Below are 16,573 nucleotides of genomic sequence, written 5' to 3'. Positions count from 1 at the left end.
CGCCGGCACCCGGGCTCCTTCTCCGCTCTGGCCAGAGCCCGGCGCGAGATCGGCACGGCCGACACCCTGGCCCGGGGCACGCTCCAACGCGTGCGTACGGCTTGGTTGTTGCCCGCCCCGGCGCCCGCTCCTCCTGTCTAGAGTGAGGAGACTTACGCGGTTCGGGGAACGGGGCAGACGAGGCGATGGCGCGAATCGTCGGTGTGCACGGGGTGGGCAAGCAGCGGCTGGGCGGCAACACGCTGCTGAAGGACTGGGAGCCGGCGCTCGCGGACGGCCTGGAGCGGGCGGGCGGCCCACGACCGGGCCCGGACGGGATGCGGATGGCCTTCTACGGCGACCTGTTCCGCCCTCCGGGCCACACCCTCGGCGTCGGGGACCCGGTGTTCATGCCGGACGACGTCGAGGCCGGCTTCGAGGCCGAGCTCCTGCTGGAGTGGTGGGCCCAGTGCGCCCGCACCGACCCCGGGGTGCCCCCGCCCGGTACGACGGACACGCTGGCGCGTTCACCGAGGGCGGTGCAGACGGCGTTGCGGGTGCTTCAGCACTCCCGCTTCTTCGCCGACATCTCCTTGCGGGCCCTGGTGTTCGACCTGAAGCAGGTGCGTCGCTATCTGACGGACGACGGCTTGCGGGCCGCGGCGCGGCGCCGGGTGGAGGAGGCGATCGGGCCGGACACCCGGGTCGTCGTCGCCCACTCACTGGGCTCGGTCGTGGCGTACGAGGCGCTGTGCGCGCGGCCCGGCCACCAGGTGCGGGCGCTGGTGACGCTGGGGTCGCCGCTGGGGATGCGGATGGTGTACGACCGGCTGCGCCCTGAACCGGGCGGCTGGCCGGGCACGACGGCATGGACGAACATCGCCGACGAGGGTGATGTGGTGGCGGCGGTGAAGGACCTGTCCCTGTTCTTCGGTGCGGGAGTGACGGGGCAAGGGGTGACGGGGCAAGGGGTGACGGGGAAGGTCGTCCACAACGGCTCGCACGCCCACGACGCCACGCTGTACCTGACCGCGAAGGAGACGGGCCGGGCGGTAGCGGAGGGGCTGGTATGAGCGACGGTACGGCTGCCGGGGACGGCGGGCCGCGCCGCTTCCTCATCGCCACCGCGGTCAGCCACTACCCGCACGCGCCGGAGTGGGACCGACCGGGGCTGGTCGAGGCGCGCCGCACGCTGGTGGAGCTGTTCACGACCAAGCTCGGCTACAAGCACGTCTCCGACCTGGGCGCGAACCCGACCCAGCAGCAACTGCTGCGGGAACTACGGGAGTTCTGTCGCTCACCGGAGCGGCGGGCGGACGACATCGTGGCGGTCTACATCGCCGGGCACGGCGAACTGCTCGACAACGACGAGTACGTACTCCTCGCCTCGGACACCAACCCCGACGACCTGCACGACGCGCTGCCGCCGAGCACCCTGGCCCGGAAGATCCTCGCCGGGACGAAGGTGCGGCGCCTGCTGCTGATGCTGGACACCTGTTTCTCGGGTCAGGGCGGCAATGAACTGCTCGCCGCCATGGCCAAGTTGAAGAACAGCTGGCGGGAGAAGGACGCGGGCCTCGCTGTCATCACGTCCGCGCAGCCGAACGAGCTGGCACAGACGGGTGCCTTCCCCGAGCTGCTGGCGGAGGCGGTGAACAGCCTCGCCACGGCCGGTTACACGCCCCCTCTGCTCTCCCTGGGCGCGGTCGTCGAGGCCACCCGCAACAACCCCAAGCGCCCCGACTTCCAGCACATCGGCTGGGAGATCATCGGCCTCACCGGCGAGATCCCGCCCTTTCTCCCCAACGCCAAGCACAGCAACCGGCTCTCGCACACCGACATGGCCCTGCAACAGGCGGCGGAGTGGGAGGAGCAGGACAGCCGACGGGACGTGGAGTTCCGGACCCGGTTGCTGCGGCGGGCGATGGGGCACCGGGACGAGGAGCGGGTGGGATGGTGGTTCTCCGGGCGGCACCGGGCGTTGCGGGACATCACGGCCTGGCTCACTGAACTACCGTACGAGCGGCCCGCGTTGGTGGTGACGGGCGACCCCGGCTCCGGCAAGACGGCGGTGCTGGGGCTGTTGGCCGCGGTGAGTGATCCGGAGTACCGGCGGACGGTGCCGTTGTCGAGCCTGGGGCTGAGCGCGGAGCTGCTGCCGCCGTCGAGGGCGATCCGTACGGCGGTGTACGCCCAGAACCTCACCGACCAGCAGGTGGTGCGGGCGCTGGCGGCGGCGTTGCGGCTGCCGCCGGTGGAGGCGGTGGCGGACCTGTTGAACCACCTCAACGCGGGGCCGGAACCGGACCGTCCTCGCGTGGTACTGATCGACGGCCTGGACGAGGCGGCGACGCCGAGCGCCCTGTGCGGCCAGGTGCTGCGACCGCTGATGGAACTGGCGGGAGACCGTCTGAGGCTGCTGCTGGGCACCCGGCCGCACCTCCTGGCCCCGCTGGGACTGGAGCGGGGCGACCAGGTCGACCTGGACTCGCCCCGGTACGCCGATCCGCAGGCGGTGCTGGCCTACGCGGTCCGCAACCTGGTCGACGCGCACCCTGAGTCGCCGTACCTGGAATGCGAGAACGATCTACGTCTCGGGGTGGCCCGGGCGGTCGCCGCGGCGGCGGGCCACTCCTTCCTCGTCGCCCGCATCACCGCCGGCACACTGGCCGCGACACCCGTACTGCCCGATCCCCGGAACACCGTCTGGCGCCGCTCACTCCCGAGCGCCGCGGCCGACGCCATGCACCGCGACCTGCACCAGCGCTTCGGCGAGGGCGCCGACCAGATCCTCGACCTGTTGCGACCGCTGGCCTACGCCGAGGGCCAGGGCCTGCCCTGGGAGGACATCTGGGCGCCACTCGCCTCGGAGCTGTCGGGGCGGCGGTACACCAACGAGGACCTGCGTCAGCTGCGGCGGGACGCGGGGGCGTATGTGGTGGAGGCCGTCGAGGACGGGCGGTCGGTGTACCGGCTGTATCACGAGGCGATGGCGGAGTATCTGCGGCAGGGGCGGGACTTGGGGGAGGCGCATCGGGCGTTCACCGATGCTCTGCGGCGTGCGGTGCCCCCTGGGCTCGACGGCGGCCGCGACTGGGCGCGCGCCCACCCCTATGCCCTCCGCCACATCGCCGTCCACGCGTCCCGGGCGGGCCTGCTCGACGGTCTGGTGGCGGAACCCGAGTACCTCGTCCACGCCGACACCGACTCCCTTGTGCCCCTCTTGTTGGAAGTCGAGAGTGACACCGCCCGGCTCCACGCCGCGATCTACCGTGCGTCCCTCGAAGTGCACTGGCACCTCGACGCGGGCGCGCGCCGCCAGGTCCTCGCCCTGGACGCCGCCCGCTACAACGAGCCCTCTCTACTGGAAGCGTTCAACAGCCGGTCCCCGGAGTCGGCCTGGAAACCCGTCGCCGCGTCCGGCTCCCATGTGGACGGCAATCTGCGCAACGTTCTCACGGGCCACGACGGAGCCGTGTTGGACGTGGCGTGCGCGGAGGTGGAAGGCCGCACGATCGCCGTCACCGCTTCGACGGACACGACGGTGCGGATCTGGGACCTGACCACCGGACGGCCCATCGGCTCCCCCATGACCGGCCACACCGGCAGCGTGAGGTCAGTGGCCTGCACGGCACTGAACGGCCGGCCGATCGCCGTCACCGGATCAGATGACAAGACCGTGCGAATCTGGGACCTCACCACCGGACGCCCCATCGGCACACCCATGACCGGCCACACCGGCAGCGTGGCGGCAGTGGTCTGCACGGCACTGGACGGCCGGCCGATCGCCGTCACCGGATCAGACGCCACCGACACCACCGTGCGGATCTGGGACCTCACCACCGGACGGCCGATGGGCGAGCCCATGGACGTGGGTGATCGTGTGTGCCCACTGGCAGTGGCCACGGTGCGTGACCGCCCGGTCGTCGTCACAGGCCCCGACCTGTCCATGTGGGACCTGGCGACTCGTCGAGAGCTGATGCGGCTGCCGTCGGACAGCCCTTTCTGGGCGAGCAAGATGGCGTGCACGGAACTGGACGGGCACCCCGTCGTCGTCTTCTGCGGAGTCACAGAGCAGGTGCACTTGTGGGATCTGGAGACATGGCGGCTTCTGGGAACCTTCGAAGGTCCTGACAACTGGCTTGAGGCGGTGGCGTGCACAAGGCTGGACGGCCGTCCGGTCGCCGTCGTCGGCTCCGACTACACGATGAGGGTCGTGGACCTCACGACGTGTCGGGAGATCGCGCTCCTCACTGGCCACACCATGGCAATGGGGTCGCTGACCTGCACGTCGTTGGCCGGACAGCCGATCGTGGTGAGCAGCGCGTGGGACACGGTTCGGATCTGGGACCTGACCACCCGCAAGGCCCTCGGCCGACCCGTGATCGGTCACACCGACTTGATCTGCGCCGCAGATCTCGGGGTCCTCAAGGGTCGACCGGTCTTTGTCACCAGCGCCGCCGACCACACGGTGCGCAGATGGGACGTGAGCACGGGCCTACCCGTCGGCGAACCCTTGAAGGGCCCCGCGCAAAGGTCGTGGGCTGCCACGGCATGTACCGTGCTGCGAGGTCGCCAGGTCGTCGTCACCGGCTCCCTGGACGGCAGGCTGCAAGCCCGAGACCTGGAGACCTGGCAGCCCGTAGGCCCACCGCTCGAAGGCTCCACCACCGACGTGACTGGTGTGACGTGCGCGGTCGTCGAGGGTCGCCTTGTCGCCCTTGGCTGGTCGTTGGACGGCACAACCTGCGTGTGGGACCTCGAAACGGGTAAGGCCCTCTACCCGCCTCTTCGAGGTGACCGGGAGCTGCACACAAAACGCACATGCACCGTCCTGGACGGTCGCCCGCTCGCCATCACCTCGGACAGCGAGGGTACGCGGATCTGGGATCTGGCAACCCAACGGCCCGTCGCCGAGTTCCAGCACCACGCGAGGTCCCTGGCGTGCGGCGGGACAGCCGATCACCCCCTGTTGGTGACCTGTGGAATGGACCACGCCCTACGGGTCTGGGACCTCAGAACAGGTCAGCCGCTCGGCGAGCCGATGACCGGCCACAGCAAGCCGACGTTCTGGGTGACGTGCACCCTGGTCGACGGCCACCCGGTCGCGGTCACCAGCTCCTATGACAACACGATCCGCATATGGGACCTCACTGACCGCACCGCTCTCGACGTCATCCATGTCTCCGGAGCCTCCAAAGCCCTGCTCCTCCCCGGATCCGACACCCTGGCCTGCACCTTCGGAAGCGACGTGGCCGTCTTCACCCGCCGATGAACGCTTCTCCCCCATTCCACGTCTTCGATCACGTGGCCCAAGCCGAGCAACTCACCCACGCCCCAGCCTCGCAGGCGGCGCCCCCTGCCCGGAACCAGCTGCTGCGCAGGGTGTGGACCCGCCACCGCATCCCGCTCCTGGCCACACTCCCCACCGTCCCCTTCTACGCCCTCTGGTGGGCGTTCCTCGCCACCGGAGGCGGCGACCTGGCCGCCCAGTACGCGTGGACCGACTTCGCGACGCGGCACGGCGGCTCGGCCTACAACCTCTTCTGGTACGGCGGCACCCACACCGCCAACTACAGCCTGATATCCCCGTACCTGATGGCCTCGCTGGGCGTCCGGGCGGTCACCGTCGTCTCGGGGCTGGCGGCGACCTGGCTCGCGGCCGTCCTGATCACCCGGGTCGAGGGGCTCCGAAGACCCCTGGGCCCGGCCCTGCTCGCGTCCTTCGCCCTGTGGTGCAACGTGGCCTCCGGCCGCACCACCTTCGCCCTCGGCGTGGCCTTCGGACTCGCCGCGTGTCTGCTGCTCTCCCGGGAGCGACGGATCGTCCTGGCCGGCGCCTACGCCGCCCTCGCGACGATGGCGAGCCCGGTGGCCGGCCTGTTCCTGGTGGTCGTGGGTGCCGCCTTCCTCCTGACCCGGGACTACCGCCGCGCTCTCACCCTGCTTCTCCCGCCCGCGGTCACCGTCGGCGCGACGACCCTCCTCTTCCCCTTCAAGGGCGAGCAGCTGATGTTCGCGGACCGCATATGGCCGCCCTTCTTCCTGGGCCTGGCCGTGACATTCCTCGCCCCGCGGTCGTGGCGGGTCGCCCGGTGGAGCGGTGCCGTGTACGCGGCGGGGGCCGTCCTGACGTACCTCATTCCCTCCCCCATCGGCACGAACGTGGAGCGCTTCGCCGAGCTCTTCGCCCCCGCGGCTCTCCTGGCCGTCCTGGTCGCCCAGCCCCGCCTCGCGAAGCTCCGACGGAACCTGCTGATCACCGCGCTCGTCTTCTCCGTCGCCTGGGTCGGCAAGAAGACCGGCGACGACCTCTACGTCTCCACGAAGGTGCCCGCCTGGGCCACCGAGACCCACGGAGTGGTCCGCGCCCTCGACCGCCTCGGCGCCGACCGCACCCGCGTCGAGGTCGTCCCGGCCCGCAACCACCGCGAGGCCAGCGGCCTCGCCCCGTACGTCAACATGGCCCGCGGCTGGAACCGCCAGCTCGACATGGAGCGGGCCCGCCTCTTCTACGACGGCTCCTTCTCGGCCACCACCTACCGGGCCTGGCTTGACCGCTGGGCCGTCGGCTACGTCGTCCTCCCCCTCGGCAGGCCCGACGGCTACGCCAAGGTCGAGGCCCGCCTGATACGCGAGGACCGGCCCGAGTGGCTGGAGCCGGTATGGCAGGACGCGCACTGGCGCGTGTACCGGGTGCGGGACGCGGTACCGCTGGTCTCCGCCCCCGCGACGGTCGTGTCGACGTCCAGCGCCGACCTCGTCGTACGCCTCCCCCGGGCGGGCACGACCACCGTACGGATCGCCCATTCGCCGTGGCTGCGCGTGGACGGCGGCGGCTGCCTCGCGCCGCGGGGCGAGTTCACCCGCCTCTCGGTCTCCGCCCCCGGCGACTACCGGATCAGCTCGGAGTACCGTCCTTCAGCGGGGTCGGGGAGCCACTGCTGACCTGGTCCTTCTCCGCCTGTGCCGTCACCGTCCGGGCGCGCGGCCCCTGGAACAGGTACGTCACCCCGAAGCCCGCGCCCACGACCACCGCTCCGCCGGCCGCGTCCAGGACCCAGTGGTTGCCGGTGACGACGATCGCGATGGCGGTGAAGAGGGGGTGGAGGAGGCCGAGGGCCTTCATCCACCACTTGGGGGCGAGGACGAGGATGACGAGGCCGCACCAGAGGGACCAGCCGAAGTGCAGGGACGGCATCGCGGCGTACTGGTTGGTGAGTTCGGTCAGCGTGCCGTAGTCGGGCCGGGTGAAGTCCTGGGGGCCGTGGACCGTGTCGATGAAGCCGAGGCCGGGCATCAGGCGGGGCGGGGCGAGCGGGTAGAGCCAGAAGCCGATCAGGGCGAACACCGTCGCGAAGCCGATCGCGGTACGGGCCCAGCGGTACTCGACGGGGCGGCGCCAGTACAGGACGGCGAGGATCGTGAGCGGCACGCCGAAGTGGAACGACTCGTAGTAGAAGTCGAAGAAGTTCCGGAGCCAGTCGACCTTCACGACGGCGTGGTTGGCCCAGTGCTCGATATCGAGGTGCAGGGCGCGTTCGACGGAGTGGATCTCCCGGCCGTGCTCCTCGGCGGTGACCCGGCCGGCCGAGTGGGAGTCGCCGGCCGCGGCGAGGCGGATCTGGGCGTACACGTAGTAGGTGACCCGGATCAGCAGGAGCTCGAAGAGCAGGTTCGGGCGGGTGATCACCCGGCGCAGGGCTCCCACCAGCGGGATGTGCCGGAAGCGAGAGGGAACCGGGTCGGCGTACCGGGTCGGGATCGGCGTCTGCCAGTACGGCGACGTACGCGACAGGAACGGGACGACGGCGGCCGTGGCGAGCGCGGCCAGGAGGACCAGGTCGGCGCGCAGCGGGTGGAGGATCACCTTGTCCGGCACCATCATCTTGGCGGGCAGCGTCATCACGAGGACGACGGCGACCGGCCACACGTACCGGTCGCCCGCCCGCTTGCCGACCTGCCCGACGACCGCGAGCAGCACCCACAGCAGCTGGTGCTGCCAGGCGGTCGGGGACATGACTATCGCGGCGCAGCCGGTGATCGCGACGGCGAGGAGGAGCTGTCCGTCGTGGGCGTAGCGCACGGCGCGGCGCAGCGCGAGGACGGCGACGGCGGCTCCGAGGAGCAGGAAGAGCGCGATCTCCAGGGGCCCGGTCAGCCCGAGCCGCAGCAGGGCGCCGTGCAGGGACTGGTTGCCGAGGTCGTCGGCGCGTCCGCCGAGGCCGACGCCGGCCATGTGGTGCACCCAGTAGGTGTACGAGTCACGGGGCATCGCCACCCAGGCGGCCGCCGTGCACGCGGCGAACGTGGCGCCGGTGGACAGCGCGGCCGGGCGGCGGCCGGTGAACCACAGCAGCGGGGTGAACAGCAGCAGGGTCGGCTGAAGCGCGGCCGCGAGGCCGATGAGGACGCCGCTGGCGCGTTCGCCCCGTACCGCGAAGCAGCCGAGGAGGACGAGCAGCACCGGCATGATGCTGGTCTGGCCGAGGTAGAGGGCGTTGCGCACCGGCAGCGACAGCATGAGCAGGCTGACGGCGACGGGGGCCGCGAGCAGCGAGGTACGGCGGCTCACCGGCTGCGGCAGGGCGCGGGCGGCGACCAGGCCGAGGGCGACGACCAGCAGCAGCGTGCCGAAGGTCCAGCCCCAGCCGAGGGCCTGCTCGGCGGCGCGGGTGAGCGGTTTCAGGACGAGTCCGCCGAACGGCGTACCGGTGAACTGTGTCGACTCGTACAGCGAACCCTTCACATGCAGGACGCCTTCGGGCCCGACCCAGGTCTCCAGATCCGTCAGCCGTTCCCCGCGCGGCGTGCTGAGGACGACGGCCACCTGCCGTACGGCGAGAATCGCGGCGATCAGCCACAGCCCGAGCCGTGCCACCCGGACGCGTGCCTGGACCGCCCCGACGGCGGTAGCTCCTCCCAGCGCCTCCGCCGCTCGCCCACCGCGCTCAGCATTCGCCACGCCCCGTCGGCCTCCCGCCCCGGTCGTCTCAGGTCCCACGCTTGCACCGCCCCGGGAGAGACGCAGGCAACCCCCGCTTCACCTGACGTCTGCTCTCCTTTTGCCCGGTTGACGATAGTCGTGCGCCGATTCCCCCGCCTCCCCTGGGGCCCCGCTCGGGGCTCCGCCCAATAGCTCGGGGGTGGCGGTTCGATGGCGGGTGCAGGTCGCATGTGGCGCCAACCCAGGGGCGCGGGGAACTGCGCGAGCAACCCACCACAACCCGCACCCGCCATCGAACCGTCGGCCGCCTGCGCGGACCGCGTGAATCCACCATCCTGGGAATCAGTGCCGCGGAACACGGGTAGTTAGCACATCTAACTAGCCATACGAAAGGCAAGGCGATGAGCGAGTCGCAGCTCTGGGACGAAGTCGACGAGTACTTCTCCGCCCACCTCTCCCCCGAGGACGACCCCCTCCAGGCGGCTCTGCGCGACAGCGACGCGGCCGGACTCCCGCACATCAACGTCACCCCGTCGCAGGGCAAGCTCCTCCAGCTCCTCGCCCAGATCCAGGGCGCCCGCAACATCCTGGAGATCGGCACCCTCGGCGGTTACAGCACCATCTGGCTGGGCCGCGCCCTGCCCGCCGACGGCCGCCTGATCTCGCTGGAGTACGACTCCAAGAACGCCGAGGTCGCCACCCGCAACATCGCGCGGGCGGGCCTGGACAAGATCGTCGAGGTGCGGGTCGGCCCGGCCCTGGAGTCGCTGCCCAAGCTGGCCGACGAGAACCCGGCCCCGTTCGACCTGGTCTTCATCGACGCCGACAAGGCCAACAACCCGCACTACGTCGACTGGGCGCTCCGGCTCACGAGCACGGGCAGCCTGATCATCGTGGACAACGTGGTGCGCGGCGGCCGGGTCGCCGACCCCGACGACAGGGCCCCGGACGTCCGGGGCACCCGCGCCGCGCTCGAACTGATCGGCAGCCACCCGAGGTTGAGCGGTACGGCGATCCAGACGGTGGGCGCCAAGGGCTACGACGGCTTCGCCCTGGCCCGCGTCCTGGCGTGAGCCGCCCGCCCCGGCACGTTCAAGCCTCGTGATAGAAGCCGACGTTGACGCTGCGCGGCGCGGTGCGGTCCTGGACGACGATCTCGCCGCTGCCGCCCCGGGGCAACGGCACGGTCCCGCCGTAGCCGATCGGCTGGGCGTACTCGCCGACGGTCAGCCGCACCTCGGAGGACGGGTCGGGCTGCGAGCCGCGCAGCCAGGTCACCTGCCACGCCCCGTCCGGCCCGCACAGGAACTCCAGGTGGACCCGGGACACGAACAGCCAGTCGTCCGGCGTCGAGAGCCGGCACACCGTCCTGTCCCGGCCCACCCGCAGCACGGCACCCGGCTCGCTGGGCGCGTCGGCCATGAGCATGCCGGCCGTGGCACCCTCGTCCGCCGCGGACACGGCGGCCATGGTGAGTTCGAGCACGTGCGCTCCTCCTGAAACATCCTTGAGGGGCAGCCTTTTTGGCCACCGACGCCGCATGATAAATCGACCGGCACCGCCGCGTCCGGCACAATGAACTCATGACCGAGCGAAAGCCCCCCGGCGTCCCGTTCGATTCCTGGATCGACAAGCAGATCCAAGATGCGCAGCAGCGCGGCGACTTCGACAAACTGCCCGGAGCCGGCAAACCCCTGCCGAACGATCTGGAATCCCCGTACGACGAACTGTGGTGGGTCAAACGCAAGATGGCCCGCGAGGGCCTGTCGGTCCTGCCCCCGGCGCTCGCCCTGCGCAAGGAGGCGGAGGACGCCCTGACGGCGGCCTACGCGGCCAGGTCCGAATCAGCCGTCCGAAAGATCATCACAGACGTCAACGCCAAGATCCGTGACATGCTCCTCAAGCCGCCGCCCGGCCCTCCCCTGGGCCGCAAGCCGTACGACGTGGAACAGGTGGTACGGGAGTGGCAGGAGAGGCGCCGGACAGAGGGTTAGTCACCTGTGCCAGGAGTGTCAGAGGCGTAGCAGCCGTTCCGCCAGCTCCCGGTAGTCACGCAGCGCGAGCCGCAGTTGCTCGGTGTCGGCCTGCTCGTCGGCCGCCTGCCAGGACGTACGCAGCGTGCGACGCCGCTGCGCCATGGCGTCGCTGACCCGCCCGACGAGATCCTCGACCAGCTGGTCGGCCTCCTCGACGGCGGCCCGGGGACCGTCGACGAACCCGGCGACGGCGTGCTGGAGCCTGAGCTCGAACTTGTCGGACTCGTCATGCGGCATGAGCGCGGTGACCTCGCGCCCGGTCCTCGTCACATCCGTCATGCCACTCAACTCCCCTTCACATGACGCCCGCTGAGGGCCCACGGCAGATGGGCGCGATGACCGTCGGAGCCCCTCCCGGACTCACGGGGCCGACGCCCGACCGGCCCGGTCAGATCCTCGAACAGCCCCCGGGCCTCGACCATGGCCTCCCGCATCTCCTCCGTACCCGGCTTCCCGCCTTCGGGCCCCTCGCTCACCCGCGCGTGGGCGACCCGGTGCACATGCCGGTACCCGTGTACGTGGTGCGCATGGTGCACGGACAGAGCGGAGAGCTGCTCCTCGTACTGCGCGCCGTCCGGGAACCCGCGCGCCTGCGCCAGATCCGCGAGCAACCGGTCGGCCTCATCGACGGCGTCCTTCGGCGAGTCGACGAAGTGTTCCTGGGCCGCCGTCCACCGAGCCTCGAACCGCTCGGCCTCCTCCGGCTCCAACGCCCGCTCGCGAAGCCCGCCGTGCCGCTCCACCCGCTGGGCGAGCTCCCGCTCGGCGGCCTTGACGTCCCCGTCGTGCCGGGCCACGGCCCGCTCGTATTCGGGCCCGAAGCGCCGCTTCAGACCCCGACCGCTCCGCGTACCCCGAGCACGCGGAGCAAGGACGGCCGCGCCGATCACCGCGACGACCGCCACTACCACGACCAGAATGATCACACCTGTGGACATGTATGCCGGGTTGCCCGCGGGAAGCGCCTCAAACGGCCGTCGAATCGGCCACCCCCGGCGTGTCGATTCGGCGCCGCCCCGATCGACGTCATGGTGAAAGGCGTTGACCGCACAAGGAAAGGAAGGGCCATGTCACTCGTCCGCGTCCACAACTTCTCCATCTCGCTCGACGGCTTCGGCACCGGTGAGGGTCAGAGCCGGGAGACACCGTTCGGTCACGCCGGTGAAAGGCTGCACGGGTGGATGTTCGCCACCGGCTTCTGGCACAGCATGACCGGCCGTCCCGGCGGAACCGGCGGCGTCGACGACGCCTTCGCACGGCAGCACGGTCCGGGGATCGGCGCCGAGATCATGGGCGCCGGGAAGTTCGGCCCGCCCGGCTGGCACGAGGACCCGGAGTGGAAGGGGTGGTGGGGCCCCAACCCGCCCTTCCACACGCCGACCTTCGTCCTCACCCATCACCCTCGCCCGTCGATCGAGATGGAGGGCGGCACGACGTTCCACTTCCTCGACGCGTCGCCCGCCGAGGCACTCGAGGCGGCCCGCGAGGCGGCGGGCGACCAGGACGTACGCATCGGCGGCGGTGTCACCCTGCTCCGCGACTTCCTCGCCGCCGAGCTCGTCGACCACATGCACATCGTGGTGACCCCGATCCTGCTCGGCCGAGGCGAACGCCTCTGGGACGGACTGGAGGGCCTGGAGCAGGCCTACGACATCGAGGCCATCTCCTCGCCCAGCGGAGTCACCCACTTGACGTTCACCCGGGCGACCTCGGCCGGGGAACGCGGATAGCCGCCGCTTCAACAGAGCCCTGCCTGCCCGAGAGGCCACACATATCGGCTTGCGGTGCCACCGCCCCCCGTCATCACAATGACCCCATGACCTGGACCGTCGCCCCGGAACCCCCTGACTCCCCCACCGCCACCGCGCTCTGGCGGGCGTACTACACGGAGGTCAGCGACCGCTACTACCTTCTGCACGAGGGGCGCCGTACGGACCCGGCCGAACTGGAACGCGAGATCGCCGCCCACACCGGGAGCGAACTCCTGCTCCCCAAGGGCCAGTTGCTGGTGGCCCGGCACAACAACGAGCCGGCCGGCACAGCCGGCGTACGCCTTCTGAACCCACAAACCGCCGAACTGACCCGGGTGTTCATCCACGAGCCGATGCGCGGCAAGGGCGGCGCCCCCCTGCTCGTCCAGGCCGCCGAGAACACCGCCCGCTCCCTGGGCGCCACCCGCATGATCCTGGACACCCGCAGCGACCTGAGGGAGGCCCGAGCCCTTTACGCCCGCCTCGGCTACTCCGAAACACCCCCGCACAACAACGACGTCTACGCGGAGCACTGGTTCACCAAGCCCTTGTACTGACGACGAGGGGACGAACCGTCAGCCGCGTACGGCGCGAAGGGGCCGTGTCGGGGGGTGTCCGCCCGCAGCGGCGGGCGTCGACGCCGAGCCCTTCTCAAGGAACCGAGCCGCCCGACCGAGGACGGACACCCCCCGGCGCGGCCCCACCCCCACCAACCCACCGAACCCGCGCTACACGAACCCCCACTCACCGAGACGGGCCGCCGCAGGCATCTCAGGGGCGCGGGCTGTATCGATTTGCGGCTCCGCCGCGTGGGCGCGACCAGCCCCCACCCACCGCAACGGGCCGCCGCAGGCACCCCCGCTCAACCGCCGGAGGCCCCCGGCTGTTCCCGGTCCGACCCGCACAACTCCTCATTGATCTCCTTCACCAGCTGCACCAGATCAGTGGACCGCCCCGGCCCCCACCAGTCCCCCAACAACTCCGCCAACGACTCCTCCCGGACCCGAGCCAACCGCGCGGCAACCTCCCGCCCACCCTCGGTCAGCACCAGGTCCAGCCCCTCCCGCACGGCCAACCGCCGCTCCTCCACCTGCCGAGCGGCACCGAGAATCACCGGCAACGGCACAGAACTCCGCTCGGCGAGCACCGCCGGCTCCACCCACCCGTACTTCTTGATCCGCAGCAACAGCCAACTGGCCGCGGGCAACAGGTCGTACCCGGCCCGCTCGGTGATCTCCCGGTACACCTCCCGCCGCCCCTCCCGCGTCCCGAGCACCGACAACGCCCGGCACACCTCGTCGTACGACGACCGCTCCACGGGATTACTGGCGAGCGTCTCGGTGACATCGGGCGCGGTCACCGACCCCCGCAACCGGTCCTCCCGCAGGAACCAGGCCAGCACGAACCCGACCAACGCCACAGGCGCGGCGTACAGGAAGACATCGGTGATCGAGGACGCGTACGCCTCCAGCGCGGCGGGCCGCAACGCCTCCGGCAACCGGGCGATGTCGCGCGGATCGGCCTCCAGCCCCTCCAACGAGACCCCACTCGGCAGCCGCACCCCCCGAAACGCCTCCACGAGCTTGTCGTCGAGCCGGCCCGCGAAGATCGTGCCGAAGATGGCGACGCCGAACGACGCCCCGATGGACCGGAAGAAGGTCGCCCCGGACGTGGCGACGCCGAGATCCTCGTACGAGACGGCGTTCTGCACGATCAGCACGAGCACCTGCATGACGAGCCCGAGCCCCAGCCCGAACACGAAGAAGAAGCAGCTCATCTCCCAGGTGGAGCTGTCCACCGCGAGCTGGTGCAGCAACAACAGCCCCAGCGTGGTGACCCCGGTCCCGGCGACCGGAAACACCTTCCACCGCCCGGTACGGCTGACGATCTGCCCGGACGCGGTCGACGCCAGCAGCATGCCGGCGACCATCGGCAGCATGTGCACACCGGACATGGTCGGACTGACACCCTGCACGACCTGGAGGAACGTCGGCAGATAGGTCATCGCGCCGAACATGGCGAACCCGACGATGAAGCTGATGACGGCCGACAGGGCAAAGGTCCGTACCCGGAACAGCTTCAACGGAAGCACCGGCTCGGCGGCCCGCCGCTCAGCTGCGACGAACGCGCAGGCAAGCACCAGCCCCAGCACCGCGAGCCCGACGATCTGCGCCGACCCCCACCCCCACGTGGTCCCCCCGAGGGAAGCGACCAGCACCAGACACGTGGCCACGGACGCGATCAGAAACGTCCCCAGATAGTCGATGACGTGCCGGGTCGACTTCCGAGGAATCCGCAGCGCACCCGCGATCACCACCAGCGCGACAACCCCCACGGGCAGATTGACGTAGAACACCCACCGCCAGCTCAGATGCTCCGTGAACACTCCGCCCAGCAACGGGCCGAGCACACTCGTCGCCCCGAACACACCCCCGAACAACCCCTGGTACCGCCCGCGCTCCCGTGGCGAGACGATGTCCCCCACGATCGCCATGGACAGCACCATCAGCCCGCCGCCGCCCAGCCCCTGCACGGCCCGGAAGGCGATGAGCTGAGCCATGTTCTGCGACATTCCGCACAGTGCGGACCCGACGAGGAAGATCACGATCGCGATCTGGAAGAGCCGCTTGCGCCCGTACTGGTCACCGAGCTTGCCCCACAGCGGAGTAGCGGCCGTGGAGGCCAGCAGATACGCGGTCACGACCCAGGACAGATGCTCCAGGCCGCCGAGATCGCTGACGATGGTGGGCAGGGCGGTCGACACGATGGTCTGGTCGAGCGCGGCGAGCAGCATGCCGAGCAGCAGCGCGCCGATGGAGACGAGGACGTTGCCGGGCACGTTCTCGTGCGTGTCGGCTCCCCGCCCCGGGGGCTGCGCGCCACGCACATTTCCCGGCATACCGTGCGCGTCCCCGGCCATGAAGACCTCCCGAGGGTCTCGTTACACCCCCCATCGTGATCGCTATAGCCGGTTATGGCCTGTCGAGTCCCTTTGGAATCAGCCCTTCCGGGGGCTTCCGGAGACCACGTGAGGAACGTCTGCATAGTGTGGGGAGTTCGCGAGGGGGAGGGACGAACGCGTGACAGAGCGGACGGACACGAAGGGTCCGGAAGACCAGGAGGGCCCGATAGGCCGGCACGGTCACCCCTGCCCGGAGTGCGGTACGCCGAGAGCCGCCGACAACACGCCGTCCTGCGGCTGCGGCCCACGCGTGTCCGAGGCTCTGCGCGACGCCCGCACCGCGGAGGCGGCAGCGGCGGAGGACTTCGATCCGCTTCGGATACGCCCATACGTGGAGCTGGAGCCGGAGGCCGACGGCGACGACGCTGCCGCCGCACCCCGCCCCGACGAAACGATGCCGCTACGGCCGATACCGCCGGCGCCGGCCGTCCCGCCCAGCAGACGGGACCTCAGCCTGTTCGAGTCCGGCCCGGCCGACCCTCACATCGTCGTAGCCGACGCACCGGACACAGCGGCGCCCCGTCACCGCCGTACCCGCACGGTCCTCCTCGGCGCGGGCGGCGCGGTCGTGGCCGTGATCGCGGCCGCGGGACTGGCGAGCGGCGTGTTCACCTACGAGAGGCCGTCCCGGGACAGGGCACTGCCGGACGGCGTACGGGCCAGTGTTCCGGCCCCGTCCACCAGCGAGGCATCGCAGCCGCAGGCTCCGCCGCGTACGCAGCCGACACCGCACTCTCCCTCCCCGACCCCGACCGCGACCGCGACCGCGTCTTTGCCCCCCTCCCCGTCACGGTCCAGCGCGTCCCCCACCCCCTCCCCCTCCACGCAGCCGACGACCGCCGCCCCCTTACCCACGGAGGCCGCCGGCGCCCAGGAGGAGTCCGCCGCGGCCCGAGAC

General features: G+C 70.8%; 12 protein-coding genes and 1 pseudogene. 8 read left to right on the top strand and 5 right to left on the bottom strand.

Going from position 1 to position 16,573, the window contains the following annotated elements:
- Positions 1 to 185 precede the first annotated feature (185 nt).
- Genes KUM44_RS22510 through KUM44_RS22500 form a run of 3 tightly spaced genes read left to right on the top strand, consistent with a single transcriptional unit; the run spans position 186 to position 6,927 of the window.
- Entirely contained in the window at positions 186 to 1,052 is an 867-nt protein-coding gene (locus tag KUM44_RS22510) for a hypothetical protein (RefSeq protein ID WP_217210363.1), read from the top strand.
- On the top strand, positions 1,049 to 5,254 hold the full coding sequence (locus tag KUM44_RS46825; RefSeq protein WP_217210362.1) for a caspase family protein: 4,206 nt from the start codon (positions 1,049 to 1,051) through the stop codon (positions 5,252 to 5,254). The genes KUM44_RS22510 and KUM44_RS46825 overlap by 4 nt, the downstream gene beginning before the upstream one ends.
- Before the next feature lie 32 nt (positions 5,255 to 5,286).
- Positions 5,287 to 6,927 (top strand): hypothetical protein, encoded by a 1,641-nt coding sequence (locus tag KUM44_RS22500; RefSeq protein WP_374202064.1) that lies wholly within the window; start codon positions 5,287 to 5,289, stop codon positions 6,925 to 6,927.
- Here KUM44_RS22500 and KUM44_RS22495 read toward each other — a convergent pair.
- Positions 6,881 to 8,944 (bottom strand): phosphatase PAP2 family protein, encoded by a 2,064-nt coding sequence (locus KUM44_RS22495; protein WP_217210359.1) that lies wholly within the window; start codon positions 8,942 to 8,944, stop codon positions 6,881 to 6,883. The genes KUM44_RS22500 and KUM44_RS22495 overlap by 47 nt on opposite strands.
- 383 nt (positions 8,945 to 9,327) lie before the next feature.
- Between KUM44_RS22495 and KUM44_RS22490 the strand changes: the two genes are divergently transcribed.
- Positions 9,328 to 9,999, top strand: coding sequence for an O-methyltransferase (locus KUM44_RS22490; RefSeq protein ID WP_217210357.1), 672 nt, complete (start codon positions 9,328 to 9,330; stop codon positions 9,997 to 9,999).
- A 19-nt stretch (positions 10,000 to 10,018) separates the two neighbouring features.
- Here KUM44_RS22490 and KUM44_RS22485 read toward each other — a convergent pair whose 3' ends face one another.
- Entirely contained in the window at positions 10,019 to 10,411 is a 393-nt protein-coding gene (locus KUM44_RS22485; RefSeq protein ID WP_217210355.1) for a hypothetical protein, read from the bottom strand.
- Positions 10,412 to 10,509: 98 nt separating this feature from the next.
- Between KUM44_RS22485 and KUM44_RS22480 the strand changes: the two genes are divergently transcribed.
- Positions 10,510 to 10,920 (top strand): DUF1992 domain-containing protein, encoded by a 411-nt coding sequence (locus KUM44_RS22480; protein ID WP_217210353.1) that lies wholly within the window; start codon positions 10,510 to 10,512, stop codon positions 10,918 to 10,920.
- An 18-nt stretch (positions 10,921 to 10,938) separates the two neighbouring features.
- Here the strand turns inward: KUM44_RS22480 and KUM44_RS22475 are convergent, their stop codons facing one another.
- Complete coding sequence (locus KUM44_RS22475) at positions 10,939 to 11,241, bottom strand: hypothetical protein (protein ID WP_217210351.1); 303 nt, start codon at positions 11,239 to 11,241, stop codon at positions 10,939 to 10,941.
- Positions 11,242 to 11,246: 5 nt separating this feature from the next.
- Positions 11,247 to 11,900 carry a hypothetical protein gene (locus KUM44_RS22470; RefSeq protein ID WP_217210349.1) on the bottom strand — a complete coding sequence of 218 codons (654 nt, stop codon included), beginning with the start codon at positions 11,898 to 11,900 and terminating at the stop codon, positions 11,247 to 11,249.
- A gap of 129 nt (positions 11,901 to 12,029) precedes the next feature.
- Between KUM44_RS22470 and KUM44_RS22465 the strand changes: the two genes are divergently transcribed.
- Positions 12,030 to 12,692 carry a dihydrofolate reductase family protein gene (locus tag KUM44_RS22465; RefSeq protein ID WP_217210347.1) on the top strand — a complete coding sequence of 221 codons (663 nt, stop codon included), beginning with the start codon at positions 12,030 to 12,032 and terminating at the stop codon, positions 12,690 to 12,692.
- A gap of 86 nt (positions 12,693 to 12,778) precedes the next feature.
- Positions 12,779 to 13,270: a GNAT family N-acetyltransferase gene (locus KUM44_RS22460; RefSeq protein WP_217210344.1), complete on the top strand. Its 492-nt coding sequence runs from the start codon at positions 12,779 to 12,781 to the stop codon at positions 13,268 to 13,270.
- Between the two features lie 305 nt (positions 13,271 to 13,575).
- Here KUM44_RS22460 and KUM44_RS22455 read toward each other — a convergent pair whose 3' ends face one another.
- The gene (locus KUM44_RS22455; protein WP_217210343.1) at positions 13,576 to 15,633 is read right to left on the bottom strand and encodes an MFS transporter; all 2,058 of its coding nucleotides are present in this window, start codon (positions 15,631 to 15,633) and stop codon (positions 13,576 to 13,578) included.
- Positions 15,634 to 15,793: 160 nt separating this feature from the next.
- Between KUM44_RS22455 and KUM44_RS22450 the strand changes: the two are divergent.
- Positions 15,794 to 16,573, top strand: a pseudogene (locus tag KUM44_RS22450) (peptidoglycan-binding protein); the annotation flags it as partial.

The sequence above is a fragment of the Streptomyces sp. AC550_RSS872 genome (assembly GCF_019049285.1).
In the GTDB taxonomy this organism is placed as follows: Bacteria; Actinomycetota; Actinomycetes; order Streptomycetales; family Streptomycetaceae; genus Streptomyces.
The sequence above is the reverse complement of the archived record's forward strand: the minus strand, read 5'-3'. Positions and strand labels throughout refer to the sequence as shown.

Coding starts and splice junctions, on each gene's coding strand:
- KUM44_RS22470 (WP_217210349.1), bottom strand. CDS start 11,900: ATGTCCACAGGTGTGATCATTCTGGTCGTGGTAGTGGCGGTCGTCGCG.
- KUM44_RS22475 (WP_217210351.1), bottom strand. CDS start 11,241: ATGACGGATGTGACGAGGACCGGGCGCGAGGTCACCGCGCTCATGCCG.
- KUM44_RS22465 (WP_217210347.1), top strand. CDS start 12,030: ATGTCACTCGTCCGCGTCCACAACTTCTCCATCTCGCTCGACGGCTTC.
- KUM44_RS22455 (WP_217210343.1), bottom strand. CDS start 15,633: ATGGCCGGGGACGCGCACGGTATGCCGGGAAATGTGCGTGGCGCGCAG.
- KUM44_RS22510 (WP_217210363.1), top strand. CDS start 186: ATGGCGCGAATCGTCGGTGTGCACGGGGTGGGCAAGCAGCGGCTGGGC.
- KUM44_RS46825 (WP_217210362.1), top strand. CDS start 1,049: ATGAGCGACGGTACGGCTGCCGGGGACGGCGGGCCGCGCCGCTTCCTC.
- KUM44_RS22460 (WP_217210344.1), top strand. CDS start 12,779: ATGACCTGGACCGTCGCCCCGGAACCCCCTGACTCCCCCACCGCCACC.
- KUM44_RS22480 (WP_217210353.1), top strand. CDS start 10,510: ATGACCGAGCGAAAGCCCCCCGGCGTCCCGTTCGATTCCTGGATCGAC.
- KUM44_RS22490 (WP_217210357.1), top strand. CDS start 9,328: ATGAGCGAGTCGCAGCTCTGGGACGAAGTCGACGAGTACTTCTCCGCC.